This window comes from Pseudomonas sp. GW821-FHT03C07 (assembly GCF_059420925.1).
The window spans coordinates 1-19,116 of the sequence record NZ_JBWKUQ010000018.1 but is presented as its reverse complement, the minus strand read 5'-3'; the positions used below and the strand labels follow the sequence as shown (position 1 = coordinate 19,116).

Annotated in this window: 20 protein-coding genes; 9 read left to right on the top strand and 11 right to left on the bottom strand. The window is 62.7% G+C overall.

Annotated elements, in window-relative coordinates:
* Positions 1-123 precede the first annotated feature (123 nt).
* The 3 genes from cueR to AC07VG_RS26315 form a co-directional block, all read right to left on the bottom strand.
* Entirely contained in the window at positions 124-525 is a 402-nt protein-coding gene (gene cueR / locus AC07VG_RS26325) for a Cu(I)-responsive transcriptional regulator (RefSeq protein ID WP_495003580.1), read from the bottom strand.
* Between the two features lie 10 nt (positions 526-535).
* Positions 536-2,923, bottom strand: a complete 2,388-nt coding sequence (locus tag AC07VG_RS26320) for a heavy metal translocating P-type ATPase (protein ID WP_495003581.1) — start codon at positions 2,921-2,923, stop codon at positions 536-538.
* A 63-nt stretch (positions 2,924-2,986) separates the two neighbouring features.
* A complete protein-coding gene (locus AC07VG_RS26315; RefSeq protein ID WP_495003582.1) occupies positions 2,987-3,373 on the bottom strand; it encodes a hypothetical protein in 387 nt (128 codons plus the stop codon).
* Between the two features lie 148 nt (positions 3,374-3,521).
* Between AC07VG_RS26315 and AC07VG_RS26310 the strand changes: the two genes are divergently transcribed.
* The 3 genes from AC07VG_RS26310 (at position 3,522) to AC07VG_RS26300 (ending at position 5,241) form a co-directional block, all read left to right on the top strand.
* Positions 3,522-3,725 (top strand): heavy-metal-associated domain-containing protein, encoded by a 204-nt coding sequence (locus tag AC07VG_RS26310; protein ID WP_495003583.1) that lies wholly within the window; start codon positions 3,522-3,524, stop codon positions 3,723-3,725.
* A 46-nt stretch (positions 3,726-3,771) separates the two neighbouring features.
* Positions 3,772-3,972: a hypothetical protein gene (locus AC07VG_RS26305; RefSeq protein ID WP_495022159.1), complete on the top strand. Its 201-nt coding sequence runs from the start codon at positions 3,772-3,774 to the stop codon at positions 3,970-3,972.
* Positions 3,973-4,053: 81 nt separating this feature from the next.
* Positions 4,054-5,241 carry a multidrug effflux MFS transporter gene (locus tag AC07VG_RS26300; RefSeq protein WP_495022158.1) on the top strand — a complete coding sequence of 396 codons (1,188 nt, stop codon included), beginning with the start codon at positions 4,054-4,056 and terminating at the stop codon, positions 5,239-5,241.
* 15 nt (positions 5,242-5,256) lie between these two features.
* Here the strand turns inward: AC07VG_RS26300 and AC07VG_RS26295 are convergent, their stop codons facing one another.
* Positions 5,257-5,436, bottom strand: coding sequence for a hypothetical protein (locus AC07VG_RS26295; RefSeq protein WP_495003586.1), 180 nt, complete (start codon positions 5,434-5,436; stop codon positions 5,257-5,259).
* A gap of 333 nt (positions 5,437-5,769) precedes the next feature.
* Complete coding sequence (locus AC07VG_RS26290; protein ID WP_495003587.1) at positions 5,770-6,783, bottom strand: zinc-binding alcohol dehydrogenase family protein; 1,014 nt, start codon at positions 6,781-6,783, stop codon at positions 5,770-5,772.
* Positions 6,784-6,901: 118 nt separating this feature from the next.
* On the opposite strand from AC07VG_RS26290, the gene vimR reads away from it, so the two are divergent.
* From vimR to AC07VG_RS26275, 3 genes are all read left to right on the top strand, one after another.
* Entirely contained in the window at positions 6,902-7,822 is a 921-nt protein-coding gene (vimR, locus tag AC07VG_RS26285) for a transcription regulator VimR (RefSeq protein ID WP_495022157.1), read from the top strand.
* A gap of 260 nt (positions 7,823-8,082) precedes the next feature.
* A complete protein-coding gene (locus tag AC07VG_RS26280; protein ID WP_495003589.1) occupies positions 8,083-8,796 on the top strand; it encodes an ArsR/SmtB family transcription factor in 714 nt (237 codons plus the stop codon).
* A gap of 125 nt (positions 8,797-8,921) precedes the next feature.
* The gene (locus tag AC07VG_RS26275; RefSeq protein WP_495003590.1) at positions 8,922-10,301 is read left to right on the top strand and encodes an MFS transporter; all 1,380 of its coding nucleotides are present in this window, start codon (positions 8,922-8,924) and stop codon (positions 10,299-10,301) included.
* Positions 10,302-10,409: 108 nt separating this feature from the next.
* Here the strand turns inward: AC07VG_RS26275 and AC07VG_RS26270 are convergent, their stop codons facing one another.
* The 3 genes from AC07VG_RS26270 to AC07VG_RS26260 form a co-directional block, all read right to left on the bottom strand.
* Positions 10,410-11,363, bottom strand: coding sequence for an adenosine deaminase (locus AC07VG_RS26270; protein ID WP_495003591.1), 954 nt, complete (start codon positions 11,361-11,363; stop codon positions 10,410-10,412).
* Between the two features lie 197 nt (positions 11,364-11,560).
* A complete protein-coding gene (locus AC07VG_RS26265) occupies positions 11,561-12,244 on the bottom strand; it encodes an SDR family oxidoreductase (protein ID WP_495003592.1) in 684 nt (227 codons plus the stop codon).
* The gene (locus AC07VG_RS26260) at positions 12,234-12,620 is read right to left on the bottom strand and encodes a MerR family transcriptional regulator (RefSeq protein WP_495003593.1); all 387 of its coding nucleotides are present in this window, start codon (positions 12,618-12,620) and stop codon (positions 12,234-12,236) included. Before AC07VG_RS26260 ends, AC07VG_RS26265 begins: the two co-directional genes overlap by 11 nt.
* A gap of 86 nt (positions 12,621-12,706) precedes the next feature.
* Here AC07VG_RS26260 and AC07VG_RS26255 point away from each other — a divergent pair, with 86 nt between their 5' ends.
* Complete coding sequence (locus AC07VG_RS26255) at positions 12,707-13,135, top strand: hypothetical protein (protein ID WP_495003594.1); 429 nt, start codon at positions 12,707-12,709, stop codon at positions 13,133-13,135.
* Between the two features lie 338 nt (positions 13,136-13,473).
* Here the strand turns inward: AC07VG_RS26255 and AC07VG_RS26250 are convergent, their stop codons facing one another.
* The 3 genes from AC07VG_RS26250 to AC07VG_RS26240 form a co-directional block, all read right to left on the bottom strand.
* Positions 13,474-14,061 (bottom strand): IMPACT family protein, encoded by a 588-nt coding sequence (locus tag AC07VG_RS26250; RefSeq protein ID WP_495022156.1) that lies wholly within the window; start codon positions 14,059-14,061, stop codon positions 13,474-13,476.
* Positions 14,062-14,088: 27 nt separating this feature from the next.
* Positions 14,089-14,739, bottom strand: coding sequence for a TetR/AcrR family transcriptional regulator (locus AC07VG_RS26245; RefSeq protein WP_495003596.1), 651 nt, complete (start codon positions 14,737-14,739; stop codon positions 14,089-14,091).
* Between the two features lie 258 nt (positions 14,740-14,997).
* On the bottom strand, positions 14,998-15,918 hold the full coding sequence (locus tag AC07VG_RS26240) for a LysR family transcriptional regulator (protein ID WP_040064038.1): 921 nt from the start codon (positions 15,916-15,918) through the stop codon (positions 14,998-15,000).
* A 137-nt stretch (positions 15,919-16,055) separates the two neighbouring features.
* Here AC07VG_RS26240 and aptA point away from each other — a divergent pair, with 137 nt between their 5' ends.
* Positions 16,056-17,405, top strand: coding sequence for an omega-aminotransferase AptA (aptA, locus tag AC07VG_RS26235; protein WP_495003597.1), 1,350 nt, complete (start codon positions 16,056-16,058; stop codon positions 17,403-17,405).
* Positions 17,406-17,488: 83 nt separating this feature from the next.
* Positions 17,489-18,982, top strand: a complete 1,494-nt coding sequence (locus AC07VG_RS26230; RefSeq protein ID WP_495022155.1) for a CoA-acylating methylmalonate-semialdehyde dehydrogenase — start codon at positions 17,489-17,491, stop codon at positions 18,980-18,982.
* Positions 18,983-19,116 lie beyond the last annotated feature (134 nt).

Below are 19,116 nucleotides of genomic sequence, written 5' to 3'. Positions count from 1 at the left end.
ACCCCCCCCCCCCCCCTCCCCCCCCCCCCCCCCCCCCCCCCCCCCCCCCCCCCCCCCCCCCCCGCTCCCACAGGATTTGTGTTTGGCTTTAAGTGGATAGCATCGCGACTGAAGCCGGATTTTTCAATTGCAGCAACCCCCCGACGCCAGGTCCTTGAGGATCGGGCAATCAGGCCGATGGTCGCCGTGGCAGTGCTCCACCAGATCCTGCAAGGTGTCGCGCAGGCTGGCCAGTTCCTCGATCTTGCGGCTCAATTCCTCGATATGCTGACGCGCCAGGGCCTTGACGTCGGCGCTGGCGCGTTGGCGGTCCTGCCAGAGGGCCAGCAACCTGCCGACCTCTTCCAGGGAGAAACCCAGGTCCCGGGAACGTTTGATAAACGCCAGGCTATGCAAATCTTGCGCACTGTACAAACGGTAGCCGCTGTCCGTGCGGTTGGCGGCCTTGAGCAGGCCGATGGACTCGTAGTAACGAATCATCTTCGCGCTCAGGCCACTCTGGCGGGCTGCTTGGCCGATATTCATGACAACTCCTTCAGTCGAGATCTTTCGGTTTCCAGGTCTTGAGCAGCAACGCATTGCTCACCACGCTGACGCTGGACAAGGCCATGGCCGCTCCAGCCAGTACCGGGTTGAGCAGGCCGAAGGCGGCCAGGGGAATGCCGATCAGGTTATAGACGAAAGCCCAGAACAGATTCTGGCGGATCTTCGCATAGGTCTTGCGGCTGATCTCCAGGGCTGCTGGCACCAGTCGCGGATCGCCACGCATCAGGGTGATACCCGCCGCGTGCATGGCGACATCGGTGCCGCCGCCCATGGCAATGCCAATATCGGCGGCGGCCAGCGCCGGGGCGTCGTTGATGCCGTCGCCGACCATCGCCACCACGGCGTGCTGCTTCAGCTCGGCGACGATGGCTGCCTTGTCCGCCGGCAGCACCTGTGCGTGAACATCATTGATACCGAGGGCCTCGGCGACCACCCTGGCGCTGCCGCGATTGTCGCCGGTCAGCAGGTGGCTGCCGATCTGCCGGGCCTTGAGCTGCTGGATGGCTTGCAGGGCGCCGTGCTTGAGTGTGTCACCAAAGGCAAACAGACCGAGCACGTGCGGTTGCGGGCCTTGCTCGATCAGCCAGGACAGGGTCCGGCCCTCGGCTTCCCAGGCGCTCGCCGATTCGGCCAACGCGCCGGCGTCCAGGCCACTTTCGTCGAGCAGGCGCTGATTGCCCAGGGCCAGGGCGCGCTCGCCGAGACGACCGGCGATGCCACGACCGCTCAGGGCGCGGCTGTCATTCACCTCCGCCAGGGTCAGGCCGCGTTCCGCGCAGGCGTCCAGCACCGCCTTGGCCAGGGGGTGTTCGCTGCCACGCTGGAGGGCGCCGGCCAGTTGCAGCACGTTGTCGTCGTCACCGGCCGTGGCGCTCAGGTGGGCGATGCGTGGCGCGCCGGAAGTGAGGGTGCCGGTTTTGTCGAAGACCACGGTGCTGACTTCATGGGCGCGCTCCAGGGCGTCGGCGTCCTTGATCAGGATGCCATGGCGCGCGGCCACGCCGGTGCCGGCCATGATCGCCGTCGGCGTCGCCAGGCCCAGGGCGCACGGGCAGGCAATCACCAGCACGGCCACGGCATTGATCAGCGCAGTCTCCAGCGGCGCGCCGTGCAGCCACCAGCCGATCAATGTCGCCAGGGCCAGCAGCAGGACGGTCGGGACAAATACCTGGCTGACCTTGTCCACCAGCTTCTGAATCGGTGCCTTACCGGCCTGGGCGTCCTCCACCAGGCGGATAATCCGCGCCAGCACGGTTTCGGTGCCCAGCGCCCGGGTTTTCACCAGCAACCGACCTTCACCGTTGATGGCCCCGCCGGTGACTGCGTCGCCGGGTTGCTTGGGTACCGGCAGGCTTTCTCCGCTGATCAACGCTTCATCGGCGTGGCTGCGGCCTTCGACCACCTCGCCGTCCACCGGGAAACGTTCGCCGGGTTTGACCAGCACCAGGTCATCGAGACGCAGGGCACTGATGGCGACGTCCTGTTCGCGGCCGTCGATCAGTTGGATCGCCCGCTCCGGACGCAAGGCTTCCAGGGCGCGGATGGCGCTGGCGGTCTGGCGCTTGGCGCGGCTTTCCAGGTACTTGCCCAGCAGCACCAGGGCGATCACCACCGCCGAGGCTTCGAAGTACAGATGGGGCATGCTGCCGGGGGTGGCGTTGGCCCATTGATACAGGCTCAGGCCATAACCGGCACTGGTGCCGAGGGCGACCAGCAGGTCCATATTGCCAGCCCCGGCCTTGAGCGCCTTCCAGGCGGCGACATAGAAGCGCGCGCCGAAGATAAACTGCACCGGGGTGGCCAGGGCCCATTGCAGCCAGGCCGGCAGCATCCAGTGGTAGCCCAGCGGCTGGATCAGCATCGGCACCACCAGTGGCAGGGCCAGGGCAATCGCCAACAGCAGGGACAAGCGCTCGCGGCGCAGACGACGTTGCTGGTCCTGGGCGACGGCGGCCTCGCTTTGCCGCAGGTGGGCGGTGTAGCCGGCGTTCGTGATCGCGACAATCAGAAGGCGCGGATCGACCTGGCCGAGCAGATCCAGATGGGCGCGTTCACTGGCCAGGTTGACGCTGACCCGCTGCACGCCGGGTACCTTGCTCAAGGCTCGTTCGACCCGGCCGGCGCAGGAGGCGCAGGTCATGCCACCGATATCCAGTTCCAGGCTGTGCGTGGGCACGCTGTAGCCGGCTTGCTCGATGGCGCTGAGCAGCGCCGGCAGGCTATCGGCCGGGGCCTGGACACGGGCCTGTTCGGTGGCGAGGTTGACGCTGACGGCGCTGGCGCCGGCGACCTTGCTCAGGGCGCGTTCGACACGACCGGCGCAACTGGCGCAGGTCATGCCGGCGATCGGCAGGTCGAAGAGGGTGGAGGCGAGCATGGGCAATACTCCTGGAGAAGTTGCCCCAAGGATCAACCTTGCCCCATTGGCAAGGTCAAGCCCTTATTGATAGCCCAGCGACACCTGTTTCAGGCGCAGGCCTTCCGGGCCGCCGATGATGGCGAACTTGCGCACATCGCCGCCGCTGAGCTTGATCACCTGTTCGGGGGTGGTGAGCATGCCGGCTTCGCAGCCCGGAGTCTGTCCGGGCAAGAATTTCAAGCGGATGGAGACATTGCCAGGCGGCAGGTTGAAGGAGGTGGATTGTTCCTGGAACAGCCGGGCGGACAGTTGGTCCTGAAGGTAGATGCCGATCTCGCAGGAGGTGGAGACTTCCAGGCGCTCGCGAGAAATGATCAGTACCGCGTAGTTCTCTCCGGCCGCACTGGCGAAAGGACTCGCACCGAAAATACTGAGAAGGCCGAACAGGCTGAATGCTGACCAGCGCATGGCTGAATCTCCTACGGATTGATCGTCGATGCCGAAGCTTGGCGCAGGCTCGCGTTAAATGCCAGCCCGGCAGTGTCATCAGGAACTTGACCTTGCCACGGTGGCAAGCTTGAGACTGCAAACATTCCCCCATGAAAGGAGCTGTGTCATGCAAGTCTTCAATGTCCAGGGTATGTCCTGCGGTCACTGTGTACGGGCCATTACCCAGGCGGTTCAGGCCCGGGATCCGGCGGCCGATGTGCGAGTCGACCTGGCGGCGAAGGAGGTCGGCGTCAGCAGCAGTCGGCTGTCGGCGGAGGAAGTGCTCAGCGCCATCAGCGAAGAAGGTTATGAGGCGAAGCTGGCGGTTTGACGCGGATCCGCTAAATACCGCCGCCACTACGTTCAACGCGGTCACCATGGTCAGCACGGTCACCACGGTCACCACGGTCACCACGGTTACCACGGTCAACATGGCCAACACGGCCAACACGGCCAGCGCGGTCAACTGTAGGAGCCGGCTTGCCGGCGATGGCGGCCGGATAATCGACGCAGGACTTACTGGCCTCATTGCCAGCAAGCCGGTATCTACAGATCGTGCGCTGTTCCGGTTTTTTTAATAGTTAGCGACCTATCAGAATGTTCAAGGCCTCCTTGCGCCGCTAGACTAGCGATCCGCGCCGATCTTCCCTGGACACCAGATGAACCTGCGAACCATCCTGATTCTTGGTGCCCTGAGCGCTTTCGCGCCCCTGGCCATCGACTTCTACCTACCGGGCTTCCCGGCCATGGCCACGGCCTTCGGTACCGATGAAAAACATATCCAGCTGACCCTGGCGGTGTATTTTCTCGGTCTCTCCATCGGCCAGTTGGCCTATGGGCCGGTGGCCGACCGCTTCGGTCGGCGGCTGCCGTTGCTGGTGGGGGTGGCGCTGTTCACCGTTGCCTCCCTGGCCTGCTCCTTCGCCCCGAGCCTGGAATGGCTGATTGGCGCGCGGTTTGTCCAGGCCCTGGGCGGCTGCGCCGGAATGGTGATTTCCCGTGCGGTGGTCAGCGACAAATGCGATGCGGTGGGGTCGGCCAAGGTCTTTTCGCAACTGATGCTGGTGGTGGGGTTGGCGCCGATCCTGGCACCGATGCTCGGTGGCGTGCTGGTCAATCTCTATGGTTGGCATTCGATCTTTATCGCCCTGACGATCTTCAGTGCCTTGGCGGCCATCGCGGTGATTCTTGGCCTGCCGGAGAGCCTGCCGGCCAATCACCCACGTCCGCCGTTGTCGGGGGCGTTGCGCCAATACGGCCGGTTGTTGGGCGACCGTCTGTTCCTCGGCCACGCCCTGACCGGCGGCATCGCGATCGCCGGGATGTTTGCCTATATCGCCGGTTCGCCGTTCGTGTTCATCAAGCTTTATGGCGTACCGGCCGAGCACTACGGCTGGTTGTTCGGCGCCAATGCCGCGGGTTTTATCCTGACGGCACAGGTCAATGCGCGCTTGTTGGCCAAGCGCGGCCCGGCCTTTCTGCTGGTGCGCGCGGTGTGGGTCTACCTGGCTGCCGGCCTGGCGCTGCTGGCCATCAGCAGTCTGCACCCGCAACAGTTGTGGCCGTTGCTGGTACCGCTGTTCATCTGTATTTCCAGCCTGGGCTGCATCCTGCCCAATGCCTCGGCCTGTGCCATGAACGGCCAGGGCGGGCGCGCCGGCAGCGCGTCGGCAACCCTGGGTTGCCTGCAGTTCGGCGTGGCGGCGGCTGCCGCGTCATTGGTCGGAGTGCTGCACGATGGCAGCGCCGTGCCGATGGCTCTGGTCATCAGCCTGTGCGGTGTACTGGTGGTCACGCTGGCCATGTCGACTCGCCGCGTGCAGAACGCGCGAGTCATCCAGGGCTAGGTTCCCGGCGCGGGATCAACCGACGGCGCGTTGTTGGTGTTCGGGGAAAGCGTGGGGGGCCTGCAACCTGGCTTGCAGGGTGCTGACAAAGGCGCGGGCTTCGGATTCGCTACGGAAGGTCACCACGTGCTGGTCCAGACGGACCTGCCATTGATTGCCGTGGGACCTGGGCAGTTCTTTGAGCAGTATATTCATTGCGGACTTCCTCCTGTTGGTAACGACTCATTCTCTGTTGCTTGAAAATGACTGCATTAAAACCAAAACAGCAGTGAGGGTACGATTGTAGCGCCGATTTTCTGCTTGCAGATGACCTGGCTCAATCATCTGACTGGTGGTTGCTCTGATTTTTTTGCAGGAGCAAACCTGTCTCATGAGTCCGCGTTTCTGCAAACGCCGAAAACCCTGTAGGAGCCAGCTTGCTGGCGATGGCGTGCAAATGGGCGCTGCAAGGCTCAAGGGCCTCATCGCCAGCAAGCTGGCTCCTACAGGATGGTGTGCTGTCAGGTCGACAGGTGCGCGGGATTCGACTCAGAACCCTTCCAGCACGATCTTGCCCTTGGCCTTGCCACTTTCCAGCAACTCATGGGCACGGCGCAGGTTGGCGGCGTTGATCTGGCCGAAATGTTCGCCCAGCGTGGTTTTCAACACGCCGGCATCGATCAGTTCGGCAACGCGGTTGAGCAGGTTGTGCTGTTCGATCATGTCGTCGGTCTCGAACATCGAGCGGGTGTACATGAACTCCCAGTGCAACGACAGGCTCTTGCGCTTGAGTTTACTGATGTCGAGGCCTTTCGGGTCGTCGATCAGCGCCAGCTTGCCCTGGGGCTTGAGGGCTTCGACCAGTTGGTCGAGGTGGCTGTCGGTCTGGGTCAGGCTGGCGACATGGGTCACCTGCGCCTGGCCGTGGGCCTTGAGTTCTTCGCTCAGCGGCCGGCGGTGATCGATGACCAGATCGGCGCCCAGCGCTTTTACCCAGTCCCGAGTTTCGGCGCGCGAAGCGGTGCCGATGACTTTCAGGCCGGTCAACTGGCTGGCGAGCTGGGTCAGGATCGAACCGACACCACCGGCGGCGCCGACGATCAACAGGCTCTGGCCCTGATCAGCCTTGTCCTCGGCGATTTGCAGGCGTTCGAACAGCAGCTCCCAGGCGGTGATGGCGGTCAACGGCAAGGCGGCGGCTTCGGCAAAACCCAGGCTTTTCGGCATGTGCCCGACGATGCGCTCATCCACTACATGCAACTCGCTGTTGGCGCCGGGGCGAGTCAGGGAGCCGGCATAGAAAACCGGGTCGCCGACCTTGAACAGGCTGACGTTGCTGCCGACTGCCTTGACCACGCCGGCCACATCCCAGCCGAGCACCTTGGCTTCACCGTTTTCCGCGGGCATGAACTGGCGGACCTTGGTGTCCACCGGATTGACCGAGATGGCCTTGACCTCCACCAGAAGGTCACGGGGACCGGCGACCGGGGCGGGCAGTTCGATGTCCTGCAGGGACAGCGGGTCGTTGACGGGCAGGGATGCATAGAAGGCGATGGCTTTCATGTGAAAACTCCAGCGGGCAATGATTTCGATGGCGCCATGATTGGCTATTTCACTTGAAGATAAAACCGGCTAAAACAGCAGGCTCTTTCAATATTTTTTTGATAATGCCGAGGCCTCCATGCTGCGTTTCGATGACTTGCAGTTGTTTGTCCGGGCCGCCGACCTGGGCAGCTTGTCGGCGGCGGCGCGGGTCATGGACATGTCGGCGGCGGTGGCCAGTGCCGCGCTGAAACGGATCGAACAGCAACTGGGCGCGCGCCTGCTGGCGCGCTCGACCCGCAGCCTGCGACTGACGGCTGAAGGCGAGGGCTTCCTGGAATATGCCCGGGGCGCGTTGAGCCAACTTGATGAGGGACGCCGGTTGTTGGCCCGTGGCCAGGATCAGGTCAGCGGGGTCTTGCAGTTGTCGGCGCCCTCGGACTTCGGACGTAACCTGCTGCTGCCCTGGCTGGACGAGTTCCAGCGCGAGCACCCGCAACTGACCGTGCGCCTGCTGCTCGGCGACCGCATTGCCGATCTGTTCCGCCAGCCGGTGGACATTGCCTTGCGTTATGGCGAGCCGGAGGACTCCAGCCTGGTGGCGCTGCCTGTGGCGCCGGACAACCACCGGGTGCTGTGCGCGGCACCGAGCTATCTGGCGCGGCACGGCGAACCGCGCACGTTGGCGCAACTGGCGCAGCACAACTGCCTGCTCTACATGCTGAGCAGTCGGGTGCATGACCATTGGCGTTTTCACGATGGCAAGCGCGAAGTCGGCCTGACCGTCAGCGGCGATCGTTTCAGCGACGACGCCGATGTGGTGCGGCGCTGGGCCGTGGCCGGGGTCGGTATCGCCTACAAATCCTGGCTGGATGTGTCGGCCGATGTTCTCGCGGGACGCTTGCAGGTGCTGTTGCCGGAGCTGCGCTGTGAGCGTGCTCCGCTGAATTTGTTGTGCGCCCATCGCGCTCAATTGAGTAAGCCGGTGAACTTGTTGCGCGAGATGCTGAGCCGGCGATGCGCCCAACTCGGGCGCCTGGCGCCGGTTTCCCGGATATGAGACGGGCCGATCTCAAAGAGGTTCTGTTACAACCCGTTCAGGAATAAAGGTCGGCTCCCCGCATATTGTGGTTTAGGCTGAAGACATTGGATCCAATATCCTCGCGGCGGGTTACGCATCTTGTTTCATTCGCCGCCGTTGATTACCAAACGACGAAAAAATCCCCCGGTTTTTGGCATTTTCGCGTCTTGGCTTGGGCGGGATTACTCCTCAGTATGCCCCGTGTGCGTTCGATCAGTGTTTCAACAGGGAGTGAAGACATGGAATATGCACCTTGCGTCAGTCAGATTGCCACGTTGCTTGCCGACCCCAAGCGCAGTGCAATGATGTGGGCGTTGTTGGATGGCAGCGCCCGGGCTGCCGATGAGTTGGCCCTGTGCACGGGCCTGTCGCTGTCCTCGGCCAGCGCCCACCTGGCGCGCCTGAGTTCGGGTGGCCTGGTCCGGATCGAGGAGCGCGGGCGCAAGCGTTTCTTCCGCCTCGCCGCCCCGGAAGTCGGTACGGCGGTGCAAGCCTTGGCCAGCGCTTCATTGGCCAGTGCGCCGCTGGCGATGGCGCATGCGGTGAAGGCCCTGGCCCCTGACGCTGACGCTCTACGTCACGCGCGGGTTTGCCACGATCATCTGGGAGGGGAGCTGGCCGGCGAGCTGTACCAGCGCCTGCTGGCGGCGGGCTGGGTCGAACAACAGGAACTGCGGCTGCGGGTCACCAGCAAGGGCGCGGCGCGCCTGGCCGAGCGCGGCCTGTACATCCAGGCGCTGGCCCATGGGCAGCGCGAGATCGCCTGTGTCTGCCACGACCTGCAACGTCGCCCCCACCTGGGTGGGGCGCTGGGTGCCGGGCTGCTGCAACTGTTTCTGCAATCCGGCTGGCTGGCCTCGCGGGAAGATTCCCGGGCCTTGCAGGTGTCCGCGCTCGGGCAGCGGCAGATCGACAAGCTGGCCAGTGAAGTCGAGCTCGAATTGGCTGGCTGAACCCCAGTGGCCTGCCGCACGGATGCGGCGGGCGTCGCTCAAGACTGCGAACAGGTCGTAACCAGAAACCAGCCCCGCTGACGATACCGCACACTCGATCGAAGATTCGAATCGAGGGATATCCCATGGAAGCTCAAGGCTACAGCGCGGCGGAACGACTGGAACGCTTGCCCATCAGCGGTTATCACCGGCTGATTTTCATCATCATTGCCCTGGCGTTTTTCTTCGACTCCATGGACCTGGCGATGATGACTTTTCTGCTTGGCTCGATCAAAGCCGAGTTTGCCCTCAGTAGTGCCCAGGCCGGTCTGCTGGCCAGTTCGAGCTTTTTTGGCATGGTGGTCGGCGCTTCGCTGTCGGGTCTGCTTGCCGACCGCTTCGGGCGCAAGCCGGTGTTCCAGTGGAGCATCGTGCTCTGGGGGCTGGCCAGCTACCTGTGTTCCACCGCGCAGACCGTCGAGAGCCTGACGCTGTTTCGCATCCTGTTGGGGTTCGGCATGGGTATGGAGTTTCCGATTGCCCAGTCGATGCTCTCGGAACTGATTCCGGCCAAGCGCCGTGGACGTTATATCGCACTGATGGACGGCTTCTGGCCCCTTGGCTTTGTTGCGGCGGGGCTGCTGTCGTATTTCCTGCTGCCACTGGTGGGCTGGCGGGACATCTTCCTGGTGCTGGCGATACCGGCGGTGTTTGTTCTGGCGATTCGCTTTTTCATCCCCGAGTCACCGCGCTGGCTGGAGCAGGCCGGGCATCATGCGGCGGCGGACAAGGTGCTGGGCGAAATCGAGGCGCGAGTGCGCACTTCGCTCAAGCGCACGTCGTTGCCGATCCCGCTGCGCCTGCCCCGTGGCGTGGACCGTGCGCCGAGTTTCTTTTCGGCTTTTCAACAACTGTGGTCACCGCTGTACCGCCAGCGCACGATGATGATCTGGAGCGTCTGGTTCTTTGCCCTGCTCGGCTTCTACGGCCTGACCTCCTGGCTCAGTGCCTTGCTGCAGCAGTCGGGTTTCGCGGTGACACAGTCGGTGTATTACACGGTGCTGATTTCCCTGGGCGGGATTCCGGGGTTCCTGATGGCGGCCTGGCTGGTGGAACGCTGGGGGCGTAAGCCGGTGTGCATCGTCACCTTGCTCGGCGGCGGGGTCATGGCGTTTTTCTACGGGCAGAGCGCGGTGTTCGGCGGCAATGTCGGTCTGCTGGTGGGCTCGGGGTTGTTGATGCAGTTCTTCCTGTTCGGCATGTGGGCGGTGTTGTACACCTACACGCCGGAGTTGTACCCGACGTCGGCGCGGGCCACGGGTTCCGGTTTCGCCTCGGCGGTGGGACGGATCGGCTCGTTGCTCGGGCCGCTGGTAACCGGGCTGGTGTTTCCGGTGATGGGGCAGGGCGGGGTATTTGCCCTGGGAGCGCTGTGCTTCGTGATTGCGGCGGCGCTGGTCTGGCGTTTTGGCATGGAAACCAAAGGCAGGGCACTGGAGGAACTGAACGAGGTGGCAGAGGTATAAGGCTGAACACGGTCATTGTAGGCGCCGGCTTGCTGGCGATGACGGCCGAATAGGCGATGTAAGTCTTTCGGGCCTCATCGCCAGCAAGCTGGCTCCTGCAGGGTGGGGTCAGGGTTTGACCAACCGCGCATCCAGGCTGTTCTGCGCCAGGCGTTGGGCCTGCTCCTTGGTCATGCCCAGGTGAGTGTGCAGGGCGTAGAAGTTCTCGGTCACATAACCGCCGAAGTAGGCCGGGTCATCGGAGTTCACCGTGACCTTCACGCCGCGCTCGAGCATGGCGAGGATGTTGTGCTGCGACATGTGATCGAACACGCAGAGCTTGGTGTTCGACAACGGGCAGACGGTCAGCGGGATCTGTTCGTCGATGATCCGCTGCATCAGCCGCTCGTCCTCGATGGCCCGCACGCCGTGGTCGATGCGCTGGATCTTCAGCAGGTCGAGGGCTTCCCAGATGTACTCCGGCGGACCTTCCTCGCCGGCGTGGGCGACGGTCAGGAAGCCTTCGTCACGGGCGCGGTCGAAGACCCGCTGGAACTTGCTCGGCGGGTGACCCATTTCCGAACTGTCGAGGCCGACCGCGACAAAGGCGTCACGGAACGGCAGCGCCTGGTCCAGGGTTTTCTGTGCCTGGTCTTCACTGAGGTGACGCAGGAAGCTGAGGATCAGGCCACTGCTGATGCCCAGTTGTTGTTCGCCATCCTTGAGGGCGGCGGCGATGCCGTTGAGCACCACTTCGAAGGGAATGCCCCGGTCGGTGTGGGTCTGCGGATCGAAGAAGGGTTCGGTGTGGATCACGTTCTGCGCCTTGCAGCGCAGCAGGTAGGCCCAGGTCAGGTCGTAGAAGTCCTGGGAGGTGCGCAGGACGTCGGCGCCCTGGTAGTAGAGGTCGAGGAATTCCTGCAGGTTGTTGAAGGCATAGGCCTTGCGCAAGGTCTCCACGTCGCTCCACGGCAGGGCGATCTTGTTGCGCTCGGCCAGGGCAAACAGCAACTCCGGCTCCAGCGAGCCTTCCAGGTGCAGGTGCAGTTCTGCCTTGGGCAGGGCATTGAGCCAGTCGTACATGGTCGTTTTTCTCATCAGGTGCAGTGGGTGGACATTCTACAGATGTCGTCGAGACACTGACTAAATCCAGGCTGAATTTGACTCCTGTAGGCGCGAGCTTGCTCGCGATGGTGGCCCCGGCACCGCGGAGCATCAGGTTCCCCACGTCATCGTTGACGTCCATCGCGAGCAAGCTCGCTCCTACAGGGGCAGGCCGCTTACCAGGGAATGGTCTCGCCCCGGTAGTTGATGAAGTGATGACCACCTCGGCCGGCATAGGCGTTGATCTGGTCGACCAGGCCGCGAACGCTGGTGGCCACGTCGATGTCCGCCCCCTCGCCACCCATGTCGGTTCTCACCCAGCCCGGATGCATCGACAGGACGGTAAAGGTTGGTGCCTCGATTTCGCTCAGGAAGGTGCTGGTCATGGAGTTCAGTGCGGCCTTGCTCGCCTTGTAGAAGGCCAGGTTCGGCGCATCGGGCATGGTCACGCTGCCCAGGACCGAACTCATGAAAGCAATCACGCCATTGCCCGGGCGGATCTGGCTGACGAAACGCTGGGCCAGGGCCACGGGGGCGATGGCATTGGTCATGAACAACTGGCCGATCTGCGCCAGCACGGCGCTGCCCGGCCGCTGGTCGTCAGGCCCCTTGACGCCGGCATTGACGAACAGCAAGTCGAATACCTGGCCTTCCAGGTGTTGCGCCAGGGTGCTCACCGCCGCGTGATCGGCCATATCCAGGGCTTCGATGCGTACCGGGCCGAGGGCTTTCAAGGCATCGGCCTTGTGGACGTCGCGTACGGTGGCGGTCACGTCCCAGCCGTCGGCCAGCAGTTGTTGGGCCAGCCCGAGTCCAAGGCCTCGGGAAGCACCGATGATCAATGCATTCTTACTGCTCATGAGCAAACTCCTTGTGAGATGAAAATCCAGTTCTCAGAGGACAACTTTGTTGCAGGCGATGCTGCAATTCCTGGCGTAACTCGTCCAGCTCGGCCATGCGTGCTTCGATCAGCCTGAGCTTGTCTTGCAACAGTTGCGTCACCGCGCTGTCGGCATCCGGCGCGTTCCACACCCCGGCGACGCTGCTGCCGATTTCGCCCAGACTGAAGCCCAGACGCTGGGCGGTCTTGATGTACTGCACCAGTTGCACCATCTCGGCAGGATAGTCGCGATAGCCGTTGGCGCTGCGTTGGGCAACGATCAAGCCGCGCTGCTCGTAGAAACGCAGGGTGTCGCAACTGACGGCACAGGCCCGGGCCAGTTCACCGATACGCATGCTCTTCGTTCTCTGGAAAGGCTTGACCTTGGAGCATACTCCAGGCTTTAGCCTCTGTGCTCCTTGAATGGTTATGGAGATGCAGTATGTGGAGCCCGGCACACTACCGTCGGCTGGTTCGGGCCAGCGCTTGGTATGACCTGATCGTCACGGCGGGCTTTGTCACGCCCTGGAGTTTTCTCGCCCTGCACAGTGCGTTGTTGGCGCTGGCCGCGACGCTGAACCTGCCGGGCAGTTTTCCGCCGTTCGCGCCCGCGCACCTGTTGATGGCCAACCTGTTGGGCTCGATCGTTTGCGTCTGGGCGGTCTTGCGTATCCGCGACCCGCAACCGACCTTCGGCCGTTATGACGCGGCGGGGCGGATGCTGTTTGCGACCTGGCAGGCGTATGCCCTGAGCCAGGGGGCGAGCATGATCATCGCGGTGTTCCTGTTCTTCGAACTGGCCTGGGGGGGCGCGCAGTTATTACCGGTACGCGGAGAGTTCGATCAGGCGAGATCGCTCGATGCGCTTTGATCGAAAAATGATCAATCCTCCGCAGGCTTGGCCGGACCGGCGCCCCGGCCACCCTTGCACGGCTTATCCACAGGTTGCTCCACAGTATCTGTGTGCAAGCTCGCGGCTTGGCTATAAAGGCCATTTGGCTATTTTCCAAACGCGATAAATCCCGGTAACTCTCTGTTTAACGGACGATTTTGCGTCGCTGAAGGGTTATTGGACAAAAACTGATCAGCGCCCGCAAAGCCACGTTGCAGAAGGGTTACAGGCGGATGTACTCAGGTTATCCACAGTCGGGTGCACAGTGATTGTGGGCAACCGGTGGGGCTGTCCCGTCAGTGTGGACAGAGGGTCGATTACCCCTGGCGCTGCAAGAGAATGCGCCCGCGGCTGAGATCGGCCAGTTGCCGTTGCAGTGTATCGATCTGTGCTTGGCCCACCGCCAGTTGCAGTTCCACGCCATTGGCGGTGAACTGTTCCTCGAGGATCAGGCCGCCGAGTTCGGCCAGCCGCAGCTTGACCAGCGCCAGTTCACTGAAGCCGCAGGCGCAGCTCAGCGCGACCCGGCTGATCAGTGGCAGGCGTTCGGCAGTCTGCAGGCACTTGTTGGCGCCGCCGCCATAGGCGCGGGCCAAGCCACCGGTGCCCAATTGGATGCCGCCGTACCAGCGGATGACCAACACCACGACCTGGTCGCAATCCTGGGCTTCGATGGCGGCCAGGATCGGCCGGCCCGCGGTACCGCCGGGTTCGCCGTCGTCACTGCTGCGGTACTGGTCGGCGAGTTTCCAGGCCCAGCAGTTGTGGGTGGCATCCAGGTCGCTGTGTTGCTCGATAAAGGCCTGGGCTTCGGCAACGCTGGTGATCGGGGCGGCAAGGGTGATAAAGCGGCTTTTGCGAATTTCCTCGCGGTATTCGCAAAGGCCGGCAAGGGTAAAAGGCATACGGGATTCGGCTTCAGTTCAGGAGGATCAGAGTGACGGCGTCAGGCCGCAGCCCTTGAGGATAATATGGATCAGGTTGTTGCTGGCGTCTTCCATATCCTGCTTGGTCAGCCGCGGGCGGCCGGTGACCCGGCAGATCTGGGTGGCGAAGTCGGCGTAATGCTGGGTGCTGCCCCAGAGCAGGAAGATCAGGTGCACGGGGTCGACCGGGTCCATCTTGCCAGCATCGATCCAGGCTTGGAACACGTTCGCCCGGCCCTGGAACCAGGCGCGGTAGTCCTGGTTGAAATGCTCGGTGAGGCACTCGCCACCGCTGATGATTTCCATGGCAAAGATCCGCGAGGCCTGTGGCTGGCGCCGGGAGAACTCCATCTTGGCGCGAATATAGCGGGTCAGCGCCTGCGCCGGATCGTCTTCGGCACTGAGGTGATTGAAGGTGTTATCCCACTGTTCGAGGATATTGCTCAGTACCGCGATGTACAGACCCAGCTTGTGGGTGAAGTAGTAATGCAAGTTGGCCTTGGGTAGCCCGGCGTTCAGGGCGATGGTGTTCATGCTGGTGCCTTTGAAACCATGGCGGGCGAACTCGTCTTCGGCGGCCTTGATTATCGCTTCCTGGTTTTTCTGGCGAATTCGGCTGGCGGGCTTTCCGGCGTGGGCAGGGGCTTCAACGGTCATAGGCAGTTCCGAGCGGGTCTGTGGGTGTAACCTGTGCACAGATAGCGTACCCAGGGGGTTGAGACAAGTCCTGTCATCATATAAAGCCTTGATCCAGGCCGACTCTGTCGCTTTCGGGGCAACTATTTGCGGCAGTGGCTTGGGGACGATATTTTGCCGGCGCCGGCTTGTTGGCAGTTGGGCTTTTAAGCGGCGGTGGCCTTGAGGGCGGCATCGCTGGCAAGCCAGCTACAAGGGGGTAGGTCTGTGGATATCCGCTCAGCGGGTCGCCGCCAGGCTCTCCAGGAAACTTTCCAGCACCAGGTGCGGTCGTCGGCCCTTGCGTGTCACCGAAGCCAGGCTCAGGTCATAGAAGCGGCTGCCGGCCTTGAGCGCGCGCAGCCGACCTTGCTGGACCCAGAGGCTGGCGTAGTGGTCGGGCAGGTAGCCGATATAGCGTCCGGTCAGGATCAGGAACGCCATGCCTTCACGGTCCGAGGCGCTCGCGGTGCAATTGAGCGCCTGGTAATGCGCCTGGATCTCGGCCGGCAGGCGAAAGGTCGGGGCGATGGCGTCCTGAGCGTTGAGACGGTCATCGTCCAGTTGCTTGTCGTCGACATAGAACAGCGGATGACCCACCGCGCAGTAGAGCAGTGAACGTTCGCTGTACAGCGGCTGGTACTCCAGGCCTGACAGGGCGCTGGCCTGGGGCACCACCCCGACATGCAGGCGCCCGTCGAGCACGCCTTGTTCCACCTCGTTGGGGGCGATCATGCGAATCTGGATCTGCACATCCGGTCCACGCTCCTTCAACTGGGCCAGCGCATGGGTGATACGCATATGCGGCAGGGTGACCAGGTTATCGGTCAGGCCGATGGTCAGTTCACCGCGCAGGTGTTGGTGCAGGCCGTTGACCTCGGTGCGAAAACTCTCCAGGGCGCCCAACAGTTGCAGCGCCGAGTGATAGACCTCGCGACCCTCCTCGGTCAGGGAGAAACCGGCGCGTCCGCGTTGGCACAGACGCAGCCCGAGACGCTGCTCCAGATCGCTCATCTGCTGGCTGATGGCCGAGCGGCCGATGCCGAGCACGGTTTCCGCCGCGGAAAAGCCGCCGCACTCCACCACGCTGCGAAAGATGCGCAGCAAGCGGATATCAAAGTCGCTGACTTGTGCCAGGGGATCGGGACGGCGGCTGCTCATAGCTGAGTCATATAGTTTAGTGGTCTGCTGACTGAACATTAGAAGAGTTGGATTTCACCGACTTTATCGCCATGGCAATTTAGCTGCAAGAACGCTTTCAACTTCTGCGCCGCTTATTGCCCTGCGAGGTTTCGCCCATGAACATGTCTGAAAACGCCCCCGCTTCCCTGGCCAGCCAGCTCAAACTCGATGCCCACTGGATGCCCTACACCGCCAACCGCAACTTCCAGCGCGACCCGCGCCTGATCGTTGCCGCCGAAGGCAGCTGGCTGATCGATGACAAGGGCCGCCGGGTCTACGACTCGCTGTCCGGGCTGTGGACCTGCGGCGCCGGGCACACCCGCAAGGAAATCCAGGAGGCGGTGGCCAAGCAACTGGGCACCCTCGATTACTCGCCGGGCTTTCAATACGGTCACCCGCTGTCGTTCCAGCTGGCGGAGAAAATCACCGCGCTGACGCCGGGCAATCTGAACCATGTGTTCTTCACCGACTCCGGCTCCGAGTGCGCCGATACCGCGGTGAAGATGGTGCGGGCCTACTGGCGCCTGAAAGGCCAGGCGAGCAAGACCAAGATGATCGGGCGGGCCCGCGGTTATCACGGGGTGAACATTGCCGGGACCAGCCTGGGTGGCGTCAACGGCAACCGCAAGCTGTTCGGCCAGGCGATGATGGATGTCGATCACCTGCCCCACACTCTGTTGGCGAGCAATGCGTTCTCCCGTGGTATTCCGGAGCAGGGTGGTATTGCCCTGGCCGATGAGCTGCTCAAGCTGATCGAACTGCACGATGCGTCCAATATCGCGGCGGTATTCGTCGAGCCCCTGGCCGGTTCCGCCGGTGTGCTGGTGCCGCCACAGGGTTACCTCAAGCGCCTGCGGGAAATCTGCGACCAGCACAATATCCTGCTGGTGTTCGACGAAGTGATTACCGGTTTCGGGCGTACCGGCGCGATGTTCGGTGCCGACAGCTTCGGCGTGACCCCGGACCTGATGTGCATCGCCAAGCAAGTCACCAACGGTGCCATCCCGATGGGCGCGGTGATTGCCAGCAGCGAGATCTACCAGACCTTCATGAATCAGCCGACCCCTGAGTACGCCGTGGAATTCCCCCACGGCTACACGTACTCGGCACACCCGGTGGCGTGCGCGGCAGGCCTGGCGGCACTTGACCTGCTGCAAAAGGAAAACCTGGTACAGAGTGTGGCCGAAGTCGCGCCGCACTTTGAAAATGCCTTGCACGGTTTGAAAGGCAGCAAGAACGTTATCGACATCCGCAACTACGGTTTGGCTGGCGCGATCCAGATCGCTGCCCGTGACGGCGACGCCATCGTGCGTCCTTTCGAGGCCGGCATGGCCTTGTGGAAAGCCGGTTTCTACGTGCGCTTCGGCGGCGACACCCTGCAGTTCGGGCCAACCTTCAACAGCCAGCCGAAGGATCTGGATCGCCTGTTCGATGCGGTCGGCGAAGTGCTGAACAAGCTCGACTGATCCTTCTATATAGAAGGCCACTGTTATTCCCTGACAGGAGCGAGGCGACTCGCTTCTGTATGCCCATGTTCTGGAGTCCCACAATGAGCGCAATTCAACATTTGATCGACGGCCAACTGGTCAGCGATTCCGGTCGCACGGCCGCTGTGTACAACCCGTCCACCGGCCAGGTTATCCATCAGGTGCCATTGGCGGATCGCGAGACCATCCAGCAAGTCATCGACTCGGCCAAGACTGCCTTTCCGGCCTGGCGCAATACGCCGCCGGCCAAGCGTGCCCAAGTGATGTTCCGCTTCAAGCAACTGCTGGAGCAGAACGAGGCGCGTATCGCTCAGTTGATCAGCGAAGAGCATGGCAAGACTCTGGAAGACGCCGCCGGTGAATTGAAGCGCGGTATCGAGAACGTCGAGTACGCCTGCGCTGCACCGGAAGTACTGAAGGGTGAATACAGCCGTAACGTCGGTCCGAATATTGACGCCTGGTCCGACTTCCAGCCGCTGGGCGTGGTGGCGGGTATCACTCCGTTCAACTTCCCGGCGATGGTGCCGTTGTGGATGTACCCGCTGGCGATCGTGTGCGGCAACTGCTTTATCCTCAAGCCGTCCGAGCGCGATCCGAGTTCGACCTTGCTGATCGCCCAGCTGCTGCTGGAAGCCGGTTTGCCCAAGGGCGTGCTGAACGTGGTGCATGGTGACAAGACCGCGGTGGATGCGCTGATCGCGGCGCCCGAGGTCAAGGCCCTGAGTTTTGTCGGTTCGACGCCGATTGCCGAGTACATCTATGCCGAGGGCACCAAGCGCGGCAAACGTGTCCAGGCCCTGGGCGGGGCGAAGAACCATGCGGTGCTGATGCCGGATGCCGACCTGGACAATGCGGTCAGTGCCTTGATGGGCGCGGCCTATGGTTCCTGCGGCGAGCGCTGCATGGCGATCTCCGTGGCCGTTTGCGTGGGCGACCAGGTGGCGGACGCGCTGGTGGCCAAGCTGGTGCCACAGATCAAGGCGTTGAAGATCGGTGCGGGTACTTCGTGCGGGTTGGACATGGGGCCATTGGTCACTGGTCAGCATCGCGACAAGGTCAGTGGTTATATCGCCGATGGAGTGGCATCGGGTGCACAACTGGTGGTCGACGGTCGTGGCTTGAGCGTCAAGGATCATGAGGAGGGCTTCTTCCTCGGCGGTTGCCTGTTTGATCGCGTGACACCGGAGATGCGCATCTATAAGGAAGAGATCTTCGGGCCGGTGCTGTGCATCGTCCGGGTCAACAGCCTGGAGGCGGCCATGCAACTGATCAACGATCACGAATATGGTAATGGTACTTGCATCTTTACCCGTGACGGAGAGGCGGCGCGCTTGTTCTGCGATGAGATCGAAGTGGGCATGGTCGGGGTCAACGTACCGTTGCCGGTGCCGGTGGCTTACCACAGCTTCGGTGGTTGGAAGCGTTCGTTGTTCGGCGACCTGCATGCCTATGGTCCGGATGGCGTGCGTTTCTACACCCGGCGCAAGGCGATCACCCAGCGCTGGCCACAACGTGCCAGTCATGAAGCGTCGCAGTTCGCGTTCCCGAGCCTGTAAACAGTCACGCCGCGTTATCGGGGTTGAGCACAATCCCTTGTAGGAGTCCGGCTTGCCGGCGATGGCGTCCTTGAAGCCGCTAAAAGCTTCGCGGGCAAGCTCCGCTCCCACAGGACCGAGTCGCACCGCAAACT